General features: G+C 66.9%; 16 protein-coding genes and 1 pseudogene. 8 read left to right on the top strand and 9 right to left on the bottom strand.

The window, feature by feature from the left end:
• Nucleotides 1-6: 6 nt before the first annotated feature.
• From AB4Z47_RS16060 to AB4Z47_RS16045, 4 genes are all read right to left on the bottom strand, one after another.
• Entirely contained in the window at nucleotides 7-1,206 is a 1,200-nt protein-coding gene (locus tag AB4Z47_RS16060; protein WP_441951587.1) for a DUF7373 family lipoprotein, read from the bottom strand.
• Nucleotides 1,207-1,212: 6 nt separating this feature from the next.
• Nucleotides 1,213-2,418, bottom strand: coding sequence for a DUF7373 family lipoprotein (locus tag AB4Z47_RS16055; protein WP_441951585.1), 1,206 nt, complete (start codon nucleotides 2,416-2,418; stop codon nucleotides 1,213-1,215).
• Between the two features lie 10 nt (nucleotides 2,419-2,428).
• On the bottom strand, nucleotides 2,429-3,589 hold the full coding sequence (locus tag AB4Z47_RS16050; RefSeq protein ID WP_441951584.1) for a DUF7373 family lipoprotein: 1,161 nt from the start codon (nucleotides 3,587-3,589) through the stop codon (nucleotides 2,429-2,431).
• Between the two features lie 157 nt (nucleotides 3,590-3,746).
• Nucleotides 3,747-4,952: a DUF7373 family lipoprotein gene (locus tag AB4Z47_RS16045; protein ID WP_441951582.1), complete on the bottom strand. Its 1,206-nt coding sequence runs from the start codon at nucleotides 4,950-4,952 to the stop codon at nucleotides 3,747-3,749.
• A gap of 145 nt (nucleotides 4,953-5,097) precedes the next feature.
• Here AB4Z47_RS16045 and AB4Z47_RS16040 point away from each other — a divergent pair, with 145 nt between their 5' ends.
• Nucleotides 5,098-6,492: an FHA domain-containing protein gene (locus AB4Z47_RS16040; RefSeq protein WP_441951580.1), complete on the top strand. Its 1,395-nt coding sequence runs from the start codon at nucleotides 5,098-5,100 to the stop codon at nucleotides 6,490-6,492.
• Nucleotides 6,493-6,517: 25 nt separating this feature from the next.
• Here the strand turns inward: AB4Z47_RS16040 and AB4Z47_RS16035 are convergent, their stop codons facing one another.
• Nucleotides 6,518-7,921, bottom strand: coding sequence for a metallopeptidase (locus AB4Z47_RS16035; protein ID WP_441951658.1), 1,404 nt, complete (start codon nucleotides 7,919-7,921; stop codon nucleotides 6,518-6,520).
• A 144-nt stretch (nucleotides 7,922-8,065) separates the two neighbouring features.
• Here AB4Z47_RS16035 and AB4Z47_RS16030 point away from each other — a divergent pair, with 144 nt between their 5' ends.
• From AB4Z47_RS16030 to glmM, 5 genes are all read left to right on the top strand, one after another.
• A complete protein-coding gene (locus AB4Z47_RS16030) occupies nucleotides 8,066-10,543 on the top strand; it encodes an FHA domain-containing protein (protein ID WP_441951578.1) in 2,478 nt (825 codons plus the stop codon).
• Between the two features lie 106 nt (nucleotides 10,544-10,649).
• Nucleotides 10,650-12,524 (top strand): hypothetical protein, encoded by a 1,875-nt coding sequence (locus tag AB4Z47_RS16025; RefSeq protein WP_441951576.1) that lies wholly within the window; start codon nucleotides 10,650-10,652, stop codon nucleotides 12,522-12,524.
• Between the two features lie 179 nt (nucleotides 12,525-12,703).
• Nucleotides 12,704-13,147, top strand: coding sequence for a 50S ribosomal protein L13 (rplM, locus tag AB4Z47_RS16020; protein WP_327112742.1), 444 nt, complete (start codon nucleotides 12,704-12,706; stop codon nucleotides 13,145-13,147).
• Nucleotides 13,144-13,653: a 30S ribosomal protein S9 gene (gene rpsI, locus AB4Z47_RS16015; RefSeq protein ID WP_406270552.1), complete on the top strand. Its 510-nt coding sequence runs from the start codon at nucleotides 13,144-13,146 to the stop codon at nucleotides 13,651-13,653. The genes rplM and rpsI overlap by 4 nt, the downstream gene beginning before the upstream one ends.
• Before the next feature lie 280 nt (nucleotides 13,654-13,933).
• Nucleotides 13,934-15,310 (top strand): phosphoglucosamine mutase, encoded by a 1,377-nt coding sequence (gene glmM / locus AB4Z47_RS16010; RefSeq protein WP_441951573.1) that lies wholly within the window; start codon nucleotides 13,934-13,936, stop codon nucleotides 15,308-15,310.
• 866 nt (nucleotides 15,311-16,176) lie between these two features.
• Here glmM and AB4Z47_RS16005 read toward each other — a convergent pair.
• Nucleotides 16,177-17,832 carry an ABC-F family ATP-binding cassette domain-containing protein gene (locus AB4Z47_RS16005; protein ID WP_441951571.1) on the bottom strand — a complete coding sequence of 552 codons (1,656 nt, stop codon included), beginning with the start codon at nucleotides 17,830-17,832 and terminating at the stop codon, nucleotides 16,177-16,179.
• Nucleotides 17,833-17,978: 146 nt separating this feature from the next.
• Here AB4Z47_RS16005 and AB4Z47_RS16000 point away from each other — a divergent pair, with 146 nt between their 5' ends.
• Together AB4Z47_RS16000 and AB4Z47_RS15995 are read left to right on the top strand one after the other, a co-directional pair.
• Nucleotides 17,979-18,170: a PspC domain-containing protein gene (locus AB4Z47_RS16000; protein WP_441951569.1), complete on the top strand. Its 192-nt coding sequence runs from the start codon at nucleotides 17,979-17,981 to the stop codon at nucleotides 18,168-18,170.
• 74 nt (nucleotides 18,171-18,244) lie between these two features.
• A complete protein-coding gene (locus AB4Z47_RS15995) occupies nucleotides 18,245-18,553 on the top strand; it encodes a DUF6802 family protein (RefSeq protein WP_441951567.1) in 309 nt (102 codons plus the stop codon).
• 582 nt (nucleotides 18,554-19,135) lie between these two features.
• Here the strand turns inward: AB4Z47_RS15995 and AB4Z47_RS15990 are convergent.
• The 3 genes and pseudogenes from AB4Z47_RS15990 to AB4Z47_RS15980 all read right to left on the bottom strand — a co-directional run.
• On the bottom strand, nucleotides 19,136-19,591 hold the full coding sequence (locus tag AB4Z47_RS15990; RefSeq protein WP_441951565.1) for a pyridoxamine 5'-phosphate oxidase family protein: 456 nt from the start codon (nucleotides 19,589-19,591) through the stop codon (nucleotides 19,136-19,138).
• Nucleotides 19,592-19,724: 133 nt separating this feature from the next.
• Nucleotides 19,725-20,924, bottom strand: coding sequence for an IS110 family transposase (locus tag AB4Z47_RS15985; protein WP_441951564.1), 1,200 nt, complete (start codon nucleotides 20,922-20,924; stop codon nucleotides 19,725-19,727).
• A gap of 241 nt (nucleotides 20,925-21,165) precedes the next feature.
• Nucleotides 21,166-21,313: pseudogene (locus tag AB4Z47_RS15980) on the bottom strand (IS110 family transposase); the annotation flags it as partial.

Raw genomic sequence — 21,313 nt, 5'->3', positions numbered from 1 at the left:
CGATGCTCAACGCCCATGGGCCAACAGCTTGTACTGCGCCGCGGTCTTTTGCTGAAGGTCTTGCAAGTTGTTGCTGCTCACCTGGGCTACGTAACGATCGAAGGCGAAGTAGCACACCGGCTTGTCCGCCCAGGACTTGCTCGGGCCTTCTTTCGGCTTGAAGCATTTGGCATCCGACAAATTCGACGGACTGTCCGCCGGGTCGTACTCGGTCGCGACCGGTGCCGAGATCGCGGCCAGCAGCCGGGTCGTACTGGCCGAATCTCTCGCCCGCAGCACCATTGCTCCTGCGGTCGCGGCATAGTCGACGCCGGCGTCCAGGTACGCGGAGCGCGCCGAATTCGGGTCCTGCTCCGAATGCAGCAGCGCCTGTACCGGATACACCCCCGACGCGTCGGAACCGTCGACCGGTTTGTTCTTCTCGTCGAGCGGAACTGTCCGGCCGAGCATTCCGTCCATGTCCAGCGGTAGCGCGGATATCTTGTCGATCGGTGTCGGTGTGTACTGCCGAAGCATGTCGATGACCTTGTCGAAAGAGCGCTTCGTGAGATCGGCGGGAGGGCCGGGAGCGAAGGGCACGCTGATCGGGTCATTGATCTGGACCAGCAGCGCCATCTCGCCGTGCGCGAGCCCGGTGCTCAGATAGTTGGTGCCGTACTCGGTGTGGGCATTATGCCTGGCTCGGGCCTCCGGATAGCCGGGAATGGAGATGCTGTCACCCGGAACACGCTCGATGAGCTCCTTGACCGCCGCGGACGCGTGGTTTCCATCGGAGAAGCGGAGAACGTGGATGATCACCTCGCTGCCGAGGCCGAATTCCTTCCTCCGCTGCCCATGGGTGAGCCACCCGGTCACCAGGCCGGGCGCTACCGCATCGAATTCACTGCGTTCCACCGCTTTCAGCGAAGGTGGCGTTGTCGGAGTGATCATCCGCGTGCGTGATCCGCCACCTTCGTAGATGTATCGGTTGTCGATGTCCGACACGAGCGGCGTTGCGGCACCGATGCGTATCGCTTCGCGCGCTGCTCCGGATCGGTCGGTCCTGGTCTGCTCGATATCGATCGGCGCCGTCGGATAGCTGCCAGAATCCAATTTCGTGACATCGACTCGCTGGACATCGGCCTGCTCGGTGGTGCCACCTCCGCAGGCGCTGGTCGCGAAGACACCCGCGATGAGCGCCGCGCCCGTCAGGCTTCGTATCCGCATCGATGATCACCCACTCTTCGCGAGAATCGAGTACTGAGCGGCGGCCCGTTCCAGCAACTGCCGGTCCACCCGGCTGATGTCGGGAAATTGGGAGACCACCACGGCGACGTATCGGTCGTACACGATGACGCACAGACCCTTGTTCAAACGGTTGGTATCCCTGTAGTCCAACTTCAGACACCGGGTGTCCGCGAGGCCGGGCGGCGGATCGACGACCTCGTCGTTCTTCTCCGGTTTGGCGAGAGCCGCCTGGAGGCGGAATGCGGAGGGAAGGTCGCGTGTCCGATACACCGTTCCACTCCGGCGGCCGATCAGGTCGACGCCGCCTTCTTCGAACGCTTTGCGCACCTCGATCGGATTGCGTTCGAAGTGCAGAATTCCGGAGGGCTGATAAGGGCCGAAATCATCTCGGCCGAAGAAAGGGTCGCTGTAGTCCTTTGCCGAGGGCGCGGCGCGGCGCATGATTCCGTCCGGGTCGAGGGGCAGGTCGAGCAGGTCGTCGAGCGGAACCGGCTGCTGCTTGTCCAGTTCGGCGATCTGCCGATCTATCGTCTTCTTCAGGACGCTCGCGAGTGCGTCTTTGTTCGGCTCGGGTACCCCGGCATTGACCGAGATGACGTACGGGCCGTGCTGGAGGAACGCAATGGCGGCCAGGTCGTTTCCCGAGGTCGACTTGGCGTCGGGATACCCATCGATCGGAACGGGATGCCTGCCGGGCTCCTCGTTGGTGATCCGGTCGAACTCGTCCGCGGCGTTCCTGCTGTCGGTCTCGGTCGGAAATCGAAGGATCGAGATGATCAATTTCTTTGTGCTGCGCAGATTTCCATTGGTCCGCGAGACATAGGCGCCGGCCAGCACGTTGTACTTCTCGCCTATCACCTTGTACTTCTCCGGGAACGCCCCCGGGTTGACCATGCTCAGGGGAGTCGCGATCAGCCTGACATAGCCGACGTCGGTGATGTCGCTGTCTATGTCGAACGGCTGCACCAAATAGTTCAGCATCCGACGGGCTTCGATGAAGCGGACATCGTTCGCGGAGCTGATCCGCGGGTTGTACGCGGTGGGCTCGGTATCCAGCGCTCCGGTTTTGAGGATCGCCGGATCCACCGGCGACATACCGGGCTGTGGATTGCCGTCGACTGTGCTGGAGCATCCCGCGGCCAAGACGATCGAGCTGGCGAGTACCGCGAAAGTTTGAAGTCGGTACCTCACTCGGGCCCCCTCATTTGCTCGTCAATAGCGCGTACTGTGCGGAGACCTTCTGGTGCAGGTCCTGCAGTTGCTTTCCGAATGCCTGCACCGTGTATCGATCGACCTGGAAGACGCACAGGTTCATAGCGACTGCCTGAGTGCTCGCCACGGTGTCCGCGTAGCACTCGACGTGATCGCCGAGCCCGGCCGGCGTCCCGACCAGCTTCTGGTCGGATTTCAGCTGCTTCGACGGTTGCCAGGCTGCCCATAGATCCTCGGCGCCCTGTCGCGTCTTGCTACGGAAGACTACGGCGTCGCCGAACGAGACGAGATCGACTCCGCTCTTTTTCAGGGTCGCGAGGGAGTTCTGCGTGCCATCCAGCAGAGACATCACGCCACGACCGGCGTATATCCCGTCGGGATCGGCGCGGATCGGTGATTCCGGATTGCTCGGAATCGTCCGGCCGAGCAGCCCGCCTGGATCGAGTGGGATCCGCGGGAGTTCGTCGGAGGGGGTCGGCCGAAACGTGCCGAGCAGGGGGATCTGTACGTCCAGCATCTTCTCGACCTGGGCGGTCAGAGCGGGGAGATCGGGTGCGGCGGTGTCGTCCTCCACCTTGACGTAGACGACGTACCGGTCGTGGACGGTCCAGGAACCGAGCGACGACACGTCCGGACGCCAATGTGCCGTCGTATTCGGGTGTTTCGTGATCGTGACCGGTTGGTTGTCGCGGTTGTAGGTGAAGTCGTCGTGCTCGAGCGTCGGGCCGACCGTCATGGCGGTCTCGGCGTCGGGGAACATCATGACCGCCAGGCTGAGCGTGCGCCTCGCTGCCTCCCGTGGGCCTCCGGTGCTCCACGCGTCGACCCAGCCCGCGACGAGATCCTTCGCGACCTCGTCGAAGGTGTCGTTGATGACCAGCTTCCCCAGCGACTTCTGGTTGTAGACGATGTGTGGACGCAGCGTCCAGGCATCTTCGACGTAGGTGGGGTCGGCCTCGAACGGCAATGCCACGAAGTCGGCGAGCCGTTGCGATTCCCGCGCGCGTGCCTGTTTCTCGTTCTTGGCGTTGCCGATCTCGCGCGGCTTCGTCTGATAGTTCCCGACATCCAACGTGGCCGGATCCGGCTGAACCCGTTCGGCCCGGCCTGACACCGTCGAACCACATGCGCCGACACCGACGGCCAACATCCCCGATATGATCAGGGCGTATGCGGTTCGGAGCGGCATCGGTCTCGCAGCAAACTGCAACGTCCCTCCCCAAAAGCCTTGCGTAGTCCCGCGGATTGTACTTCACCGGTTCCCGTCAGACCGGACCGAACGGTCCGAGCAGATCGGTGTGCGCGGGTCAGAAACTGTTCGCCAACAGCGCATACTCCGCGGCGACCTTCTGTCGCACGTCCGGTTCCTTATCGCTGGTGACGACGCCGACGTAACGTTTGTAGGCGACGTAGCAGCGGTACTTGTACTCCCGGTCCGGGTCGCCCTTGCTGTTGAGCTGGAGACACTTGGCGCCGGGGACGTCCTTGGGGGCGCCGAGGGTGTCGTAATGCGCGCCTTCGCTTTCCAGCAGACCGGTGACCAGTTTCTGGCCGGCGGCCGCATCGCGGGTGCGGGCGATGTAGCTGTCGTCGACGATGGCGGTGTGGTCGACGCCAGCGTCCTCGATCAGGCGCAGTTGTGCGGCCTCGTCGTCGGCGCGATGGACGGTGTGGTCGGCGCCGTAGATGGCGAAGGTCGCCGGATCGGAGGTGCGGCTCTTGCGGTCGGCGACGGCGACGCGGGCAAGCAGGCCGTCGGGGTCGACCTGCAGGGCGTCGACCTCGTTCGCGGGGGTCGGGGTGAACTTGTCCAGCTGCGCGACCTGCGCGGCGAGGGTCTTGTCGATCCAGCTCACCAGGTCGGCGCTGTCGGCTCGAGGCCGTTGTACGAACAAGGAGATGACGAATTCCTTGTAGGCCATGAAGGTGCCGACGGTAGGAACGCCCGGCCGCCAATGGATGTAGGCGTCGGGGTACTTGGTCGACGAGAGCTTGCGGTTCTCCGGCGACACGGCGATGTCCACGTCCTCGAGTTCACGAGCGGCGAGCGTCGCGGTGGCCTTGTCGGGGAAGCGGAAGACGACATCGGTGATCGCGGTGGCGTCGGGGGACGGGTTGGTCTGGCCTGCGGGGTCCGGGCGGTCGGCGCCGCTGGCGGCGTAACCGACTACCAGCTTGCGGTTGTCGAAGACCGGCTTGGAGACCTTGGCGACGAAGTCGAGCGCCTGCTCGGCGTCGGCGACCACGGTACTGCCGCGGCCGACTTTCAGTGCCGGATCGATTCGGACGGCCGGGACCACCGCGTCGGACATCCGCATGCCTTCGAGCAGCGCGCCCTTGCCGGCGGAGTCCTGGTTGTACTGGTGCCGGTCCACGGGGTAGGTGCCGACCTCCAGCTTTCGCACGTCGATCTCCCCCGCGGTGGGCGTACCATGCACGCCCGCGCAGCCGGCGAGCAGTCCTGCCCATGCCAGGCAATACGCGGTGAGCGCAGTGCGTTTGGTCCGAACCATGACAGGCCCCTCGTTCCTCCCGTTGCTGACACTGAAGTTACCCGACGGACACCGGGGACGGGGACCGATAGTGCTCGCATTGCAATACCCTTGTCTGCGTGACGACGACCCTGCACTGTGCCTTCGGTGGAGGCCGATACCGTTGATGGATCGGCAGGTCGAGGTTGTCGTAGGTGGCCATGCCGTGGCCGGGGTCGCCGGCGCGGTCATCGTGGTGGCACACCGCGGACGGGGCAGGTTGACCCAGGATTCTCCGGCCGTCATCGCCCTCGAATCGTTGGCCGAACTGGTGCGCGCGGCGAACGATCAGGAGCCGAAGGGGCCGGGCGCGGTGGTGGCCCGGCAGGCGACCCGCTGGCTCATGAAACAGGCCGAGCGGATCAGCCCGGGTGAGCCGATCGACTTCGGCATTCTCTCCGCTGCCGAGAACGGAGGCGTGGCGATCTTCCTGCACGGTGCGGTCACCGCGGTGCTGGCTGGTGACGGCACGGTCGAGCAGTATCGCGGCAGCGGTGCGGCGTTCACGGTCGATCTGGTCGGGGAGGTGCCCGCACGGGCGCTCGCCCTGTTCGTCGACGACGCGAAGGGCCGAATTCCGGATCTGCCGCCGGAGCGTGGCATCGGCTGGCTGGTCGAGGGTGTCGCGCAGGCCGGCGGCGCCGTTGTCTGGTCCGACGGAGCGCGTGCCGCAACCCCCACGGACGGACGGGCGTCCCGCCGCGAGGGCACGCATCGCCGCGCCGAGGTGTCGCCGCTGCCGACCGCCCGCATCGAGCACGAGCCGCCCGCCGACTCCGAGGTTCGGCAGTCGCTGAAACCACAGCAAACGCCCCGGCCCGAGCAGCCGCCGGAACCGCAGCAAGCGCCCGAGCCACAACACATGCCGCCACCTCAGCCACACCGGAAGGCGCCGTCGATCGCGACCCGCGACTCCGAGGCCGAGCAGGAGCCGATCGATCCGCACAACGCGGCGACCCAGCTCGGTGGCACCAACCCCGCTCCGCTGCCCGACCCTGAGCTGCAACGCCGCTTGGAGGCGACCGCGAAAGCCACCGCGCTCACCGTCAAGGTGCTCGGATTCAAGTGCGCGCGAGCGCATCCCAGTGATCCGCGTGCCGCGTTCTGCACCGTGTGCGGCATGCCGGTCGACCAGACGCAAAGGCTGATCGAAGTGGTCCGCCCGCCACTGGGCATGCTGATTCTCGATGACGGCACAACCTACATGCTGGCGGCGGACGCGGTGATCGGCCGCGACCCTGAACATTCCGCGGCGGCCGAGCGCGGACTCGTTCCGCTGCGGGTCGACGACTCCTCCGGCGGCATGTCGCGCGCGCACGCCGAGATCCGCCTCGTGAACTGGGACGTGACCGTGGTGGATCGAGGTTCGACCAACGGCACCCGCACCCGCTTGCCCGGCTACCGCGACTGGGTGCGCCTGGCCCCGAACCAGTCCATGGTGCTGATCCCCGGCACCGAAATCATGCTCGGCAACCGTGTGCTTCGTTTCGAACACGCGGCCCCGCCACCGTTCGGCCGCTGACCCGCTGGGGAACAGGGCTCGGAGTCTAGGAGTAGCGAGCCATGCAGGTGTTCTGGCCGCCGAGCACGCCGGCCCGGAACGCGTCGACCCTGGCGAAACCGCTCGGCACGGTCTTGCCCTCGACGTCGCTCGCGGCCAGTCCGTCGGTGAGCAAGCCCGAAACGGCCTCGTCGAGATCACCTGCGGCGAGCTTGATGTCGCCCTGGTTCACGGGTCGTCCGGTCTCCGCGAGCTTTCCGGTGACCACCCCGGAAAGGCACGCCGCGCGCAGTCCGGCCTTCGGACCGACGAGTTGCTGCTTGTGATTGCGCTGTACCGCCAGCGTGTATCGGGAGATGAACACCATGTAGCCGTTGTAGTCGCCGGTCACCTTGACCGGTAGCGGCTCACCCGGGTCCGAGTTCACGGTGCCGCGTTGAGCCAGTTCGGGAACATCCGTAGCGATGAGGTTCTTTGCCGCGCAATAGGACACGGGTTCGGTCGTAACGCCGCTGCGGCAGTCGACTGTCGCCCCGCTGTAGTCGTAGGTGGGTTCCTCGGGTATCGGAAGGATCGCGGCAAGCGCCTTGCTGAGTTCGATCAGGTTGTTCTTGGTGATCTCGTACTCGCCGGACTCTCCGTCGAAGCTTGTCGGCAGGTTGCCGCGGCGTTGGTTGATCTCGTCGATGTCGATGCCCTTGCAGGCTCGCGGTCCGTCGGTGAAGCCGACCTGGACGGCGGTGACCCGTTCGAAGGCGGAGCCGTGCACGCTCTCCGGGTCGTCCGGGTTGGAGTCGCGGATGGCGACCGTGGCGGCCAGCACCGAGTTGAGGCCGTCGGAGGTGTTGATCGTGAAATGCGCGGCCTTGCCCTCGGCGACGTGGCGCATGAACGCGCCCGCGAAGCAGTCGGCCTGCTGCTCCTTGACGATCACCGGGTCCTTCGAGCCGACGATCTTGGCCATGGTCTGTACCGCGTGCCCGTACTCGTGCGCGAGCACCATGACCACGGCCATCTTGCCGAAGGTCTCCTCCATGGTGGGAAGCAGGACCGACCGATCCCAGCCGATGGAATTGTCCAGTCGGCAGTAGGCGGCGTTCACCAGGCGGTAGGTGGACTCCTTGCAGAACTCGACCGCGTCGGTGCGCGGGGACTTCGCGCTCCAGGACAGCAGCTTGCCGACCGGCTTGAACTCACCCTGGAATTCCTTGCCGAATTCGTTGCGCCAGTATGTCTGAATGTCGTCGACGGCGTTGAGCGCCAGCCTGTCCATCGCGCCGCCATCGCCGTTTGTCGCGGTCAGTGTGCTGTCCGGGACACCGTCGCGTGGTCCGCTCGGACCGCTGGTCGTGGGCAGCCCGGCGACTTTGAACGGGTCGTCGTAGATGGAGACGGCCCTGCCGTCGATGAGCCTGGTGCAGCCTCCGACCAGTACCAGAACGGTCAGCATCGCCGTAATAACCGCGGTCGCTTTGTAAGTCGGCAAGGCTCCCCCTGGTCGGCCGTTATCACGTTCACGTCGGTCGCCCGGATCGGGGCAAGAGGCGCGTCGGGGGCACCGCCGGTGTCCGGGTGATGGAATAGTATCCGCTGCATGTCTTCACCGGGGGCGCAGACCATCACCGTGCGCCATGATGGAACCGAACGGGTCTTCGATTCGAGCCAAAAGGTCACCATGGGCCGGGCGCCGGAGGTGACGCTGTTCGTCGACAGCCCGCTCGTTTCGCGGGTCCACGCGACGCTCCTCTGGCAGGGCAGCGCCTGGGTGTTGGCCGATAATCAGAGCACGAACGGCGTGTTCGTGGACGCGCGCAGACTCAGTCAGCCGGTGTCGATCGATCGCCCGACCCAGGTGCGGCTCGGTGACGCGATCAGCGGTCCGCTGCTGCACCTGCTACCCGCGAATCCCCAACCCCCGCAGCGGCCTTCGGCACGGCCGCCCCAGCCTGCGCCGCAACCGCAGTCGGGTCAGCCTTCCGCGCACCAGTTCCAGCCTCCGCAGTATCAGCCGCCGCCGCAGGCCGCACCCGCGCCGCCGCTGAATGTCAACCTGACGACCAGGGCCGGCACCTCGAACGTTCCGCCGGTCCGCGCGAGGGCGTCCGCCGCGCCGATCGCCCGCCCCGATCGCGTTCCCCCGAGCGGCCTGGCCATCGGCCGCACCACCGACAACCAGATCGTCGTCAACGATCCGCTGGCCTCCCGCAAGCATGCCCGCCTCGTCGCCTCCGCCGAGGGGCTGACCATCGAGGATCTCGGTTCGGCGAACGGCACGTTCGTCAACGGGCACCGCCGGCAACACGCGGTGCTGCGCGAGCGCGACATCATCACCATCGGCAATGTCGACTTCGTCGTGCAGCAGGGCACGCTGGTGCACCGGCAGAAGCCGGTCGCCGAGCAGGGCCTGGCGGTGCACGGCGTCGGGTTCACCGTGGAAGGCAACAAGCAGCTGCTCGTCGACGTGAACATGTCGGCGAGCCGAGGGACGCTGACCGCGCTGATCGGCCCTTCCGGCGCGGGTAAGTCGACGCTCTCGCGCTTGATCGCGGGCACCACCCGTCCGTCCGGCGGCGTGGTCACCTTCGAGGGGCGCAACCTGCACGCCGAATACGAGGCGCTGCGTTCCCGCATCGGCATGGTGCCGCAGGACGACGTGCTGCACCGTCAGCTCACTGTTCGCCAGGCGCTCGGCTACGCCGCCGAACTGCGGCTGCCCCGGGACAACAGCAGGGAAGACCGCCAGGCGGTGATCGATGGTGTGCTGAAGGAACTTTCGCTCACCGAGCACGCCGACACCAGGGTCGACCGGCTCTCCGGCGGCCAGCGCAAGCGTGCCTCGGTGGCGCTGGAATTGCTGACAGGTCCTTCGCTGCTCATTCTGGACGAGCCGACCTCGGGCCTGGACCCGGCGCTGGACCGGCAGGTCATGGTGATGCTGCGCGAGCTGGCCGACGCGGGTCGCGTGGTGATCGTGGTGACCCACTCGGTGGCGCACCTGGACATGTGCGATCAGGTGCTGTTGCTCGCACCCGGCGGCAAGACCGCCTACTGCGGCAACCCGGCCGGGGTCGGCGCGACCCTCGGCACCAGCGACTGGGCGGAGATCTTCGCCGACGTCGCGGCAAATCCGGATCAGGCGTTCGCCGCCTATCGTTCCCGGCAGGCGTTCGCGCCGCCGCCTCCTCCACCGCCGCAACCGTACGGGTCGGCGGGCAGTCCGCCGCAGTCCAGCGGCGGCAAACAGTTCTCGACCCTGGCACGCAGACAGATCCGGCTGATCCTCGCCGATCGCGGCTACCTGGTGTTCCTGGTGGTCCTGCCGTTCATCCTCGGCGGGCTCTCCCTGGTGGTGCCCGGTAAGAACGGTTTCCAGCGCGGTGCGTTGAAGGCGCTACCGGACGGTACGTTCGTGCCGGAAGGCGGCGGCGAGACACAACAGCTGCTGGTGGTGCTGATCCTCGGTGCCTGCTTCATGGGCTCCACATTGACGGTGCGCGACCTGGTCGGCGAACGGACGATCTTCCAGCGGGAACGCGCGGTCGGCCTGCTGCCTTCGGCGTATCTGATGGCGAAGATCGCGGTGTTCAGCTGCACCGCGCTGCTGCAGTCGGCGGTGCTGGTGGGGATCGTGCTCGCGGGCAAGAAGCGGCCCGGCGAGGGCGCGGTGCTGGCTTCCGGCAGCGCGGAGTTGTATATCGATATCGCGTTGACCGCGGTCTGCTGTGTGGTCCTCGGTCTGCTGCTCTCCTCGCTGGCGAAGTCGAACGAACAGGTGATGCCGCTGCTGGTGGTGGCCATCATGTGCCAGCTGGTGATGGCGGGCGGTCTCATCCCGGTCACCGGTCGAATAGTGCTCGAGCAGGTGTCCTGGCTGTTCCCGGCCCGTTGGGGTTACGCCTCCGGTGCGTCGACGGTGAATATCCGGGAGGTGTTCCTCAGCGCACAGCCCGACGCGCTGTGGCAGCGCAAGCCGGAGATCTGGGTGCTGGACGTCGGGATCCTGCTGGTGATCACGACGGTGCTGGCGATCATCACGTGGCGCCGGTTGCGACTGAAGAAGTCGGCGGCGTGATTCTTCCCGAACCGACGGTGAGTGACCTTGCTTCGCCGCGCGAAAACGGCGACGACCCGGGTCTGACCACGACGTTGAGCATCTCGGCCGGGAACCGGGCACACTTATGCGTGTGACGGTGCGAGTAGGGGCAGTACATCTCGGATGGGATGTGGTGTCCGTGGCCGCGGGCGGCGGGGGCACCCCCATCCGCCCGGTACAGGTGGAGGGTATGTGGACACCGCCGGCATATTTGCTGGCGGATTCGTCGGGTCGGTTGTACACCGCGGGTGTGGAACGGAGACGGCCTGATCTGGGGATGGCCATCGCCGACGTGCGCGACATCCTCGGGCATCCGCAGATCGTGGTGGCGGGTGCGACATGGCCCGCCGAGCTGGTGTTCCGCGCGCGGTTGTACAACCCGCTCGCGGAGATCGGCAAGCACGTGCGCGGCAAGCCGGACCTGGTGGCGCTACCCTTCCCGGACGGCTGGCCGGACGAGAAGGTCGAGGTCTACGCCTCGTTGGTGGAACAGCTCGACGTCACGGTCGAGCCGCTGCCGGAAAGCGTCGCGCTGTCGGGCTATGTGCGCGCGCTCGGGCTGGTGCACCCGCCGGATCAGGCGAGGCCGCGCGGCATCGGCGCGACGGGCGTGTACTCCGACGGCAGGACCATGTTGGTGGTCGCCGTGCACGGCGACGACGAGCAACCCACCGAGTCGGTCGATGTCCCGGTCGACGCCGAGGCCATGCGAGACGCGCGATCGGCCGACAACGTGGTGATCGAAGTGATGGCCGCGGCCCGCTCGATCGGCGCGGATACCTCGACGGTCCTGCTGTCGGGCAATGTGTGCTTCAACGACGCGCTACGCCTGGCCTTCCAGAATCATCTCGGGCACCGGCTGCAGGTGGCCGACCATCCGATGCACGCGCTCGTGCTCGGTGCCGCGCACTTGCTGGTGACCGACACCGAGTCGGGTGAGCCGGTGTCGACGGGGAGGCACACCGAACCAGCGCCCGGGCCTGGGGCCCCAGTGGACCCCGCCGGACAGCAAGCCGAATACGCACAGCATCAAGCCGCCGCCGCTCAGCGGCAGGCCGACGCGGGGCAGCGCCGAACCGAGGCCGGATCGCAGCGGCCGGCGGAACAACCGCCGCAGCAGCCGGACGCGGGGCAGCGCCGAACGGAGCAGCCGCCGTTCCGGTCGGTTCCCGGCGTCCAGTACGGCCCGGGGTATCCCACCCAGCAGGAGGACGCGACCACCCGGATCGGGCGCGACCAGGTGCCGCACAGCCTCCCGCCGAACCTCGCCGAGCTGGGCAGCCGCTTTACCCGTCCACCGAGCCAGTACCCCGACGAGCAGCAGAGGGGCCCGCAAGGCGATCTCGCCGGCCCGCCGCCTGGGCCGCTTCCCGGTGGCCCGGTGCCGCCGCTCGGCCCGCAGCCCTCGTACCAGGGCGCGCCGGACCAGCAACTGCCGTACCAGGGAGTGCAGCAGCAGCAGCGCGGCGGGCAGCGGCAGGAACCCGGCAGGGAATCCGACGACGAGGAGGATCGGCCCCACAAGGGAAAACGCTGGAACAAGATGAAGGGCAACCTGTTCGGAGCCAACACCGTGGTCGGCGCGGTGGCGCTTGCCGTGATCGCGTTGCCCGCCGGCGGTGAAAGGGTCGAAACTGGCGGTGCTGTTTCGAGCGACCTGCAAGCAGTCGCTAGCGGTGTTGTTCCGAGCGACCTGCAAGCAGTCGCTAGCGGTGTGAGCTCGGTCGCCCTGGGCAACGAGGCGGCGCCGGGCGGGACGGAGCCGATCGTGTGCGAGCTGACCCCGTACGCCATCAACCAGCCGAAGCCGGGGATCGCCACCGCCAGAGGCAACCAGTCGGGCGCTCCGGCCGACGAGAGCGGCGTTCCGGCGTGCGGACGACCCGGTATCGACACCCTGCGCTACGTGGTGCCCGGGCCGCCCGGCGCCATCGACCCCGGTCCACCGTTCGAGATCTGACGCGATTTCTTTCCGGCCGGGCCCCGCTGGTATCGTCGCTCGTTGGCGTGTGGAACGCTCGGCCGATTGCGTTCGGATCGGTCCGGTCGTCCACCGAGTCCCGGGTCTCCACCGGCCGCCGGAAAAACACCTCGACCACACGCTCGGCTGGCAACACCAACGACAGACAGGGAAGCACTGTGCCTACGTACAGCCCCAAGGCGGGTGACGTGACCCGTAAGTGGTACGTCATCGACGCCACTGACGTAGTGCTCGGCCGTCTCGCCGTCCAAGCAGCGAATCTGCTGCGTGGCAAGACGAAGCCGACCTACGCCCCGCACGTCGATGGTGGCGATTTCGTCATCATCATCAACGCCGACAAGGTTGCCATCAGTGGCAACAAGCGGCAGGACAAGCTCATCCACCACCACTCCGGGCACCCTGGCGGCCTCAAGTCGCGCACTGTCGGTCAGGTGTTGGAGGCTCGCCCCGATCGCCTCGTCGAGAAGGCCGTCAAGGGCATGATCCCGAAGAACAAGCTCGGCAACGCGATCGCGGGCAAGCTGAAGGTCTACGCGGGCCCGACGCATCCGCACGCCGCCCAGCAGCCCATTCCGTTCGAGATCAAGCAGGTGGCCCAGTGACCGCTCCTGAGGAATTCAACGAGGACGCCGTCGAGGAATTCGACGCTGTCGAGGCCGTCGAGGACGGCGCGGGCTACGAGGACCCCGAGGTCTCGGCGTCCTTCGCTCCGATCGTGATCGACCGTCCGGTGCAGACCGTCGGCCGCCGTAAGGAGGCCGTCGTCCGCGTGCGGCTGCTCCCCGGCTCCGGCAACTTCGTGCTCAACGGCCGCACCATCGAGGACTACTTCCCGAACAAGGTGCACCAGCAGCTGGTCAAGTCACCGCTGGTGACCGTCGAGCGCACCGAGTCCTTCGACGTGCACGCCCGCCTGGTCGGCGGCGGCCCGTCGGGCCAGGCAGGCGCCCTGCGTCTGGCCATCGCCCGTGCGCTGATCGAGGTCACCCCGGACGATCGTCCCGCGCTGAAGCGGGCCGGCTTCCTGACCCGCGACCCGCGTGCCACTGAGCGCAAGAAGTACGGTCTGAAGAAGGCGCGCAAGGCGCCGCAGTACTCGAAGCGCTGATTCCGTCGTCGTCGACCTCCGGCATCCGCCACCCTCGCGGTGCCGGAGTCGGCGGGAGTGGTCAAGCCCGGAGGCGGTAGCCTGCGTAACCATGAGGGCCCGCTCACGCCGGGCACGGTCGACGTGGCAGCTGTTACGAGAGCAGGCTTCCAGCGAACGGCTGGTTGCCTGCTCTCGTGCTGTATGTTCTTGCGGCGTTCGCGGGGCCCTTCGTGGTTACACAGGCTGCCGCCTCCGGGCCTGTCGCTCACGCCGCAGATCCACCGATTAGGGGCGAGGTATGGGACGGTTGTTCGGCACCGATGGGGTCCGCGGGCTTGCCAATGAGTCGCTGAGTCCGGAACTCGCGCTGCGCGTTTCGGGCGCGGCGGCGCAGATCCTGAGCCGCGGCAAGAAGCGTGCGCTAGCGGTGGTCGGCCGCGATCCACGGGCCAGCGGGGAGATGTTGGAGGCCGCCGTGACCGCCGGACTGACCGCGGCGGGAGTGGACGTGCTCTCGCTGGGGGTGCTGCCGACGCCCGCCGTCGCCTACCTCACCGGTCTCTACGACGCCTGCCTCGGCGTAATGATTTCCGCCTCGCACAACCCCATGCCGGACAACGGGATCAAGATCTTCGCCGCGGGCGGGCACAAGCTCGACGACGCGATCGAGGATCGGATCGAGGCGCTCATCGCCGAAGACGCGCCGTTCCGGCCGACCGGCGCGGGCATCGGTCGGGTGCGCAATGCCTCCGGTGCGCGCGACCACGGGCTGGTCATCCCGGATCTGTACAGTCTCGCGGGCACACACGAGCGCTACGTCGAGCACCTGGTGGAGGCGACCGGGCGGGACCTGTCCGGGCTGACCGTGGTGGTCGACTGCGCACACGGTGCCGCCTCGGAAGTCGGGCCTGCCGCATACCGCGAGGCCGGGGCGACGGTGATCGCCATCAACGCCGAGCCCGACGGACTGAACATCAACGACGGCTGTGGCTCGACACACCTCGACCAAGTCCGTGCCGCCGTGCGGACACACGGCGCCGATCTCGGCCTCGCACACGACGGTGACGCCGACCGCTGTCTGGCCGTCGACGCCGAAGGCAACGTGGTCGACGGCGACGCCATCCTGGCGATTCTGGCGCTGGCCATGCACGAGGCGGGCGAGCTGGCGGACAACACCCTGGTTGCCACCGTCATGAGCAACCTCGGCCTGCACATCGCCATGCGCGCGGCCGGAATCACCGTGCGCACCACCGCGGTCGGTGACCGCTACGTGCTCGAGGAACTGCGGCGCGGTAGATACACGCTGGGCGGCGAGCAGTCGGGACACGTGGTGTTCCCCCGCTACAGCACCACCGGGGACGGAATCCTGACCGGGCTGCGCCTGATGGCCCGGATGACGCAGACCCAGCGCACCCTCGCTGATCTGGGCGGCGTGCTGCAGACCGTGCCGCAGGTGTTGGTGAACGTGTCGGTGAGCGACAAGTCCGTCGTCGCCACCGCGCCCGAGGTGCGCGACGCAGTCCTGGAGGCGGAACGGATCCTCGGCGATTCCGGGCGAGTTCTGCTGCGGCCCAGCGGGACCGAGGACCTGGTGCGGGTGATGGTGGAGGCCACCGACCCGACGCAAGCACGGCAACTGGCGGACGATCTCGCCAAGCGGGTCAGCTCTGTGTGATTGGCCGCGCGGGCGCGGCGTGTTCGCGGCCCCCTCGTGGCTCGCGTCTGAGCGGCCGACGCTGGCGACTTCGTCGCGGACTCGGCGGCCGTTCGGACGCGAGCCGGGCCGCGAACGGGCAATGCTCGGTCTCGCTGACACGAAAATAGCGAATTTCCCCACCCACGGCGGAGCGCGCAGCGCCCCTGAACAGCTTCGCTCGGAACCGGGGGCGGGGCTGGTGCGGTTGTGTCGGGAGGCGACGGTGGTATTGATTGTTCGCTCTTCGCTCTGTTCGCACTGTGTTGGTTTGCGACGCTGGGTGTTCAAGGCTTCCTCATGGCTCGCGTCTGAGCGGCCGCAGCTGGCGACTTCGTCGCGGACTCGTTGGAGGCTCGGGCGCGAGCCGGGCCGCGGAGGGGTAATGCTCGGTCTCGCCTCGCCCGGAACGAAGTGGGCCGATGTGATTTGCGTGCTTGGCAAACGGGGCGTTGATCGGCAGCGCGCGTTGGTCCTGCGGCTCTGCGTGTTCGCGCCCCTTCAGGCTCGCGTCCGAGCGGGCGAGACTCGCGTCTTCGGCGCTTGCGCTTCGCCCACTCGGACGCGAGGGGCATTGCTTGGTCTCGCTTTGCCTCGAAAGTGGGAGTTGGGCCGATTCTGTTGCGTTGAGCGGTAATCGAAGTGGTTCGGCAATGCCTTGGGCACTCGGCGTTACGGCCTTTGGGTCTCGGGTTCGAGTGGCCCCGCCGACGGCGGTGCCGCATTCGTTTCGTCCGCTCGGAAGCGGGGTGCGCCGATCTGGGGTTGCCTGGGCGGCGATCACACGTGCTTCGGTTGCGCAGTGGTCTTGCGGTGTGGTTCGGGTTCTCGACTGGAGACGACTGGTTTCAGAGCGTCTCGGTGAGGGCGCCCGCTTCCATGTGCCAGCGGCGGGTTGCGTGGATGGTGTCGAGCATGCGCCGGTCGTGGGTGACCAGCAGGAGTGTGCCGGTGAATGATTCGACGGCCTGCTCCAGTTGTTCGATGGCAGGAAGGTCGAGGTGGTTCGTCGGTTCGTCTAGCACGAGCAGGTTGACGCCGCGGGCCTGGAGCAGGGCGAGGGCGGCGCGGGTGCGTTCGCCGGGAGAAAGGGTGTCGCAGGCGCGCAGTACATGCGAGCCGCGCAGGCCGAATTTGGCCAGTAGCGTGCGGATCTCGGCGTCCGGCCAGTCCGGCATCTCGGCGCCGAACGTGTCGGCCAGCGCCGAAGTCCCGCGGAACAGGCCACGCGCTTGATCGACTTCGCCGATCTCGACGCCGGAGCCGAGGCTCGCGGTGCCGCTGTCCGGCGGGATTCTTCCGAGCAGCACGGCAAGCAGCGTGGACTTGCCGGAGCCGTTCGCGCCGGTGAGCACAATGCGATCGGCCCAGTCGATCTGGGTGGTAATCGGCCCGAGGGTGAAATCGCCGCGCGTGACGGTCGCGTTCGAGAGCGTGGCCACCACCGAGCCGCTGCGCGGGGCGGTGGCGATGCTCATGCGCAACTCCCACTCCTTGCGCGGTTCCTCCACCACCTCCAGCCGTTCGATGCGGCGCTGGGTCTGCCTGGCTTTGGCGGCCTGTTTCTCGGTGGATTCGGCGCGCACCTTGCGGCCTGCCTTGTCCGAGTCCAGCTTCCTCGGGTCGCGTGCCTTGCGGCGGGCGTTGCGAACGCCGTGTTCGAGCCAGTTGCGCTGCATCTGCGCGCGGGACTCCAAGCCCGCCTTGGTGTCCGCGTACTCCTCGTAGGTTTCGCGCGCGTGCTGACGGGCAATCTCCCGCTCCATCAGGTACGACTCGTAGCCGCCGTCGTACATGCCCACCTGCTGCTGCACCAGGTCCAGCTCCACGATCCGATTGACGGTGCGAGCCAAGAACTCCCGGTCGTGGCTGATCGCCACCAGTGGAACACGGACACCGGTGACGAACCGTTCCAGCCGGGCGAGGCCGTCCAGATCCAGATCATTGGTCGGCTCGTCCAGCAGCAGGATGTCGAAGCGCGACAGCAGGACCGACGCCAATCCGGCGCGCGCGGCCTGGCCGCCGGACAGGCCGGTCATCGGTGTGTCGAGGCCGTTCGGCAGACTGTCGGCCAGGCCGAGATCGGCCGCCACCTCGTGGGCGCGCTGGTCGAGGTCCGCGCCGCCGAGTGCGAGCCAACGCTCCAGTGCGGGGGAGTACTCGTCCGTGCCGCCCTCGGTGAGTCGTTCGGCGGCCGCATCCATGGTCCTTTGCGCCGCTGTGACTCCCGTTCTGCGACCGAGGAATGCGAGCACCGTCTCGCCCAGCACCCGCTCCGGCTCCTGGGCCAGGTAGCCCACTGTGGCGTCCGGCGGGCTCAACGTGATGCTGCCGGTCGGAGCGTGGCGATCGGCGAGCATGCGCAGCAGTGTCGACTTGCCCGCACCGTTCACGCCGACCAGACCGATCACGTCACCCGGCGCGAGGGTGAGGTCGAGGTCGGCGAACAGCGTGCGTTCGCCGTGACCCGCGGACAGCCCGCGGGCATGCAGAGTGGTGCTCACCTGGACGAGTCTGCCGTGCTCGGGGTCGGACCCTGAGATCGGCCCTGGAGAAATCAGGGTCGGTATCGGTCGCCGGAGCGATGTCGCGGTGGGCGTCGCCCGGCAGAGTGGAGTTCGCAGGGATCACCACAAGAGAGGGAAGACCCATGACCGCCCTTACCCGTCGTTTCGCCCGCTCCACCCACGACAAATGGATCGCAGGTGTGTGCGGTGGCATCGCCGACTACCTCGGCTGGAACGCCAATGTCGTCCGTCTGCTGTTCGTGGTGTCGTGCCTGCTGCCCGGCCCGCAATTCGTCATCTACCTGGTGCTGTGGCTGCTGATGCCCAAAAAGTGACTCGAGCCTGTGCGGGATGACAGGATGGAGCGATGCCGCTCGCGGCACCGCACGATTCCCGCTGAGGAGGAGTCTTGGTCACCTCGGGCGAATTACCCGGTCTGGATCTACCCGGCGTCGACGCGTCCTCGCCACTCGACGGCCTGGGTACGGTCGAACTGCACCACCCCACCCAGGACATCGACGGCGACGGCACCCTCGACTCCGTCACCACTACCGGTGACGAGGCGATGCAGGTCTGGACCGACTACGACCACGACGGCTTCGCCGACCACGTCACCGTCGTGGAGAAAGACGGCGACTACGCCGCATGGGAGTTCCACCGCCACCCCGACGGCACCTCGGAGTGGCTCCGCACGGACAAGGGCAAGATCGGCAACTGACCCGAACCCGCCCTGAACTGAGCGGTCTGTCTTGCTGCCCGACGAGGCGCCATCCACCGACCGCCTGGTAGAAGGCGTGCGAGGCTTCAGCCTGCGGCTGGACCGCCAGCGTCGCGTGCTGCTCGGGTCGGCTGTCGAGCAGAGTATCGAGTAGTCGGCAGCCGACGTGTCGATGCTCGGACGGCTGGATCGATTACAGCGAAGGTCCTGTCAGGCTCTTCGCGCGTGACATCCGAGGGTACCGGCTGCTGAAAACCGTCCCACCATCCAGCGTTGGCAGTCAGGGCGTTCCCGTAAACGAATCCAACCAGAGTGCCATGGGATTCGGCGAGAGCGATGGCGAAGCTCGGCCGGGTGATCATGCTGTCGAACATCTGCCAGTGCCGCTGCGGCTCGGTCGACGGCCAATCGGCGCGGTGGCATGCCGGTGGTCTCCCTCGGCGGGTGGCAGCTACTGGACGCCGAGGGCAACCCTGTCATCGGGTCGAAAGTCGCCGAAAGCCCAGGGCAAGCAGTGCGTATCGCGTTGGCGGGTTGATCGATCTCAAGTCCCTTGTCTCAGAGCCACAACAACCCTCGTCGTCATTTCAGCGATTCCGCAGCGAAACCTCGTACGAAGAACTCCTTTTTCAACTCGGCGTCCGAGTAGCGGCTCCACGTCGGCCGAAAACAGACGAGCAGTGTGTGCGGATCATCGCGGTATCTCGCTGAATGCGGAAACCGGGCATAGAAGAAGTCCTGCGCCTTGATCAGCGCAGGCCCGCTACTGACTGTGGCCTCTCCCCGCATTTGCAAGGTCGCCGGTATTTCCGGATCATCGCCGACGGTGACAGCGGCGCGCGGGTCCAGTATCAGATTCTTCGCGGTGCGGCTCTCGTCGTGCAGGCTGATGTAGAAGTCTTCGCTATCCTCATCCGTCGCGAAATGCGCCGCCGAAGTATAGGGTGATCCGCCGGGTAACAGCGTGGCGAGTACACACGTGGTGTTGATTCGAAGCAGGTTCAGCCGTCCTTCTTCGGCTGAGCCAACGTTTCCCATCGCGTCTCCTCTGCTCACGCTGATACGGCGGGATGCTCCTATGGATGTCAAGTGGTGGTGTGGGCGGGTTCGGCGGTGATGAGCTGGTAGAGCTCGCGGGCGAGGTAGCGTTTGAGTCCCTTGAGTCAAGTCCTCATGCTGTGAGGCGTTGTGCGGCGTGATGGCAGTTTGGGTCGTAGGGTGTGCCGTGGTGCCAGCAGGACCAGATGACGCGGAGCCAGGCGCGGGCGACTATGCGGGTGGCGTGCGGGTTGCGTTTACCGCGTGCGCGGGCGTTGGTGTAAAGCTTTGCGGCCCACGGTGATTGCATGCGGGCGTTGTGGGCGAAGGCGGTAATGGCTTTGCGGGCCCGCGTATTGGCTGCCCAGCGAAAGTAGACTCCACTGGTCTTGCCGGAGGCTTTRGTGACTGGGGTGACGCCGCATTCAGCGGCGGCCTGGTCGACGGTTTCGACGCGGTCGAGGATCGGCCCGACCTCGGCGAGTAGTTGAGCCAGGTTGATGGTGCCCACGCCTGGTAGAGCGGCCAGCAGCCGTGCTCGGGGGTGTCGAGCGACGCGGTGCTTGATCAGGGCTTCCAGGTCTGCGACAGCGGTTTGGATGGCGCGCAGCAGTTGGATTTGGGCTCCGATCATCACGGCCAGGGTGTCGGTGGGCAGCTGGGCAGCCGGAACGGCGGCGGCGCGTAACCGGGCCAGAAGCTGCGCGGCGGGTTTTCCTCCGCGGTAGGAGTTTCGGCGCAAGAACGCGGCCATGCGTGCCTCGCCGAGCCGTGCGGCCGATTGCGGCGTGGGGTAGTCGGTGAGGAAGGCCAGGGCAATGGGCGATGCCAGCGAATGGAACAGCTCTTTGGGTCCCGGCCAGTGGGTGTCGAGCAGGGCGGCGAGCTGGTTGATGGCGGCGGTGCGGGCTTGGACTTGATCGTCTCGGAGCCTGATGAGCGCCTGCAGTTCGCGCAGGCCGGCGTCGACTGGGTCGAGTCGGCGCAGCCGGTGTCCGTCGGTGCGCAGGTAGTCGGCGAGTTTGCAGCTGTCGCCGGGATCGGATTTGGCGCCCGAGGCGCCCCATCGCGGCCGCGCGGCATGAAACGCGTTCGGATGCACCGGCACGACCGGATGCCCGGCGGCCAGCAACCGGTCGACGACCAACCCACCGGTCCGCTCGATGATCACCGGCAGGTCGGCGGGATCTCCGTGACGTGCCAGACGGGCCAGCGTCGACGTCCACGCCTGCTCGGTGTGGCTGAACGCCCATCGGTCCAAGACGTGACCACGGTCATCGATGACGGTTACGTCGTGAGTCTTGCTCGCCCAATCCAAGCCGACGAACGGCATGCACAGTCTCCCAAAGGGTTTCGATGGTCATGCCCTCGCCAGTCGAGGCTCCGCTGCCGGTTCCTCATTGTTCGGCCCTCGATTGGGGCATGTCCCTGACGCCGGTCATCGGAGCCTCGGCGCATCAGGAGTGGCAGTACTCAAACTGGCCGTCCATGCGGCGCGGCAACGTGGCCATCTCCTGATGCTGGCCGAGGGCCGCGATCCGATCGGCGGACCGCATCACCAATACTCACCCAATGAGGCAGCGGATGATTTCTTTCTTGGACATGCCTTCTTTGGTGCGTCGTTCGGTGTAGGCGCGAGTGCGGGGGTCCCAGCGCAGGCGGCAGAGCACGACTCGGTAGAGGGCGGCGTTGGCGTGGCGGTCACCGCCACGGTTGAGGCGG

The organism is Nocardia sp. 2TAF39 (genome assembly GCF_052114905.1).
Lineage (GTDB): Bacteria > Actinomycetota > Actinomycetes > Mycobacteriales > Mycobacteriaceae > Nocardia.
Note: the sequence above shows the minus strand (reverse complement) of the source record. Positions and strands in the feature narration are given on the sequence as shown.

Bases quoted from the DNA above. Each gene is read 5' to 3' on its own strand.
- AB4Z47_RS16035 (WP_441951658.1), bottom strand. From the start codon at position 7,921: ATGCTGACCGTTCTGGTACTGGTCGGAGGCTGCACCAGGCTCATCGAC.
- AB4Z47_RS16025 (WP_441951576.1), top strand. From the start codon at position 10,650: ATGCGTGTGACGGTGCGAGTAGGGGCAGTACATCTCGGATGGGATGTG.
- AB4Z47_RS16040 (WP_441951580.1), top strand. From the start codon at position 5,098: ATGGATCGGCAGGTCGAGGTTGTCGTAGGTGGCCATGCCGTGGCCGGG.
- AB4Z47_RS15990 (WP_441951565.1), bottom strand. From the start codon at position 19,591: ATGGGAAACGTTGGCTCAGCCGAAGAAGGACGGCTGAACCTGCTTCGA.
- glmM (WP_441951573.1), top strand. From the start codon at position 13,934: ATGGGACGGTTGTTCGGCACCGATGGGGTCCGCGGGCTTGCCAATGAG.
- AB4Z47_RS16045 (WP_441951582.1), bottom strand. From the start codon at position 4,952: ATGGTTCGGACCAAACGCACTGCGCTCACCGCGTATTGCCTGGCATGG.
- AB4Z47_RS16050 (WP_441951584.1), bottom strand. From the start codon at position 3,589: ATGTTGGCCGTCGGTGTCGGCGCATGTGGTTCGACGGTGTCAGGCCGG.
- AB4Z47_RS16030 (WP_441951578.1), top strand. From the start codon at position 8,066: ATGTCTTCACCGGGGGCGCAGACCATCACCGTGCGCCATGATGGAACC.
- AB4Z47_RS16060 (WP_441951587.1), bottom strand. From the start codon at position 1,206: ATGCGGATACGAAGCCTGACGGGCGCGGCGCTCATCGCGGGTGTCTTC.
- AB4Z47_RS16000 (WP_441951569.1), top strand. From the start codon at position 17,979: ATGACCGCCCTTACCCGTCGTTTCGCCCGCTCCACCCACGACAAATGG.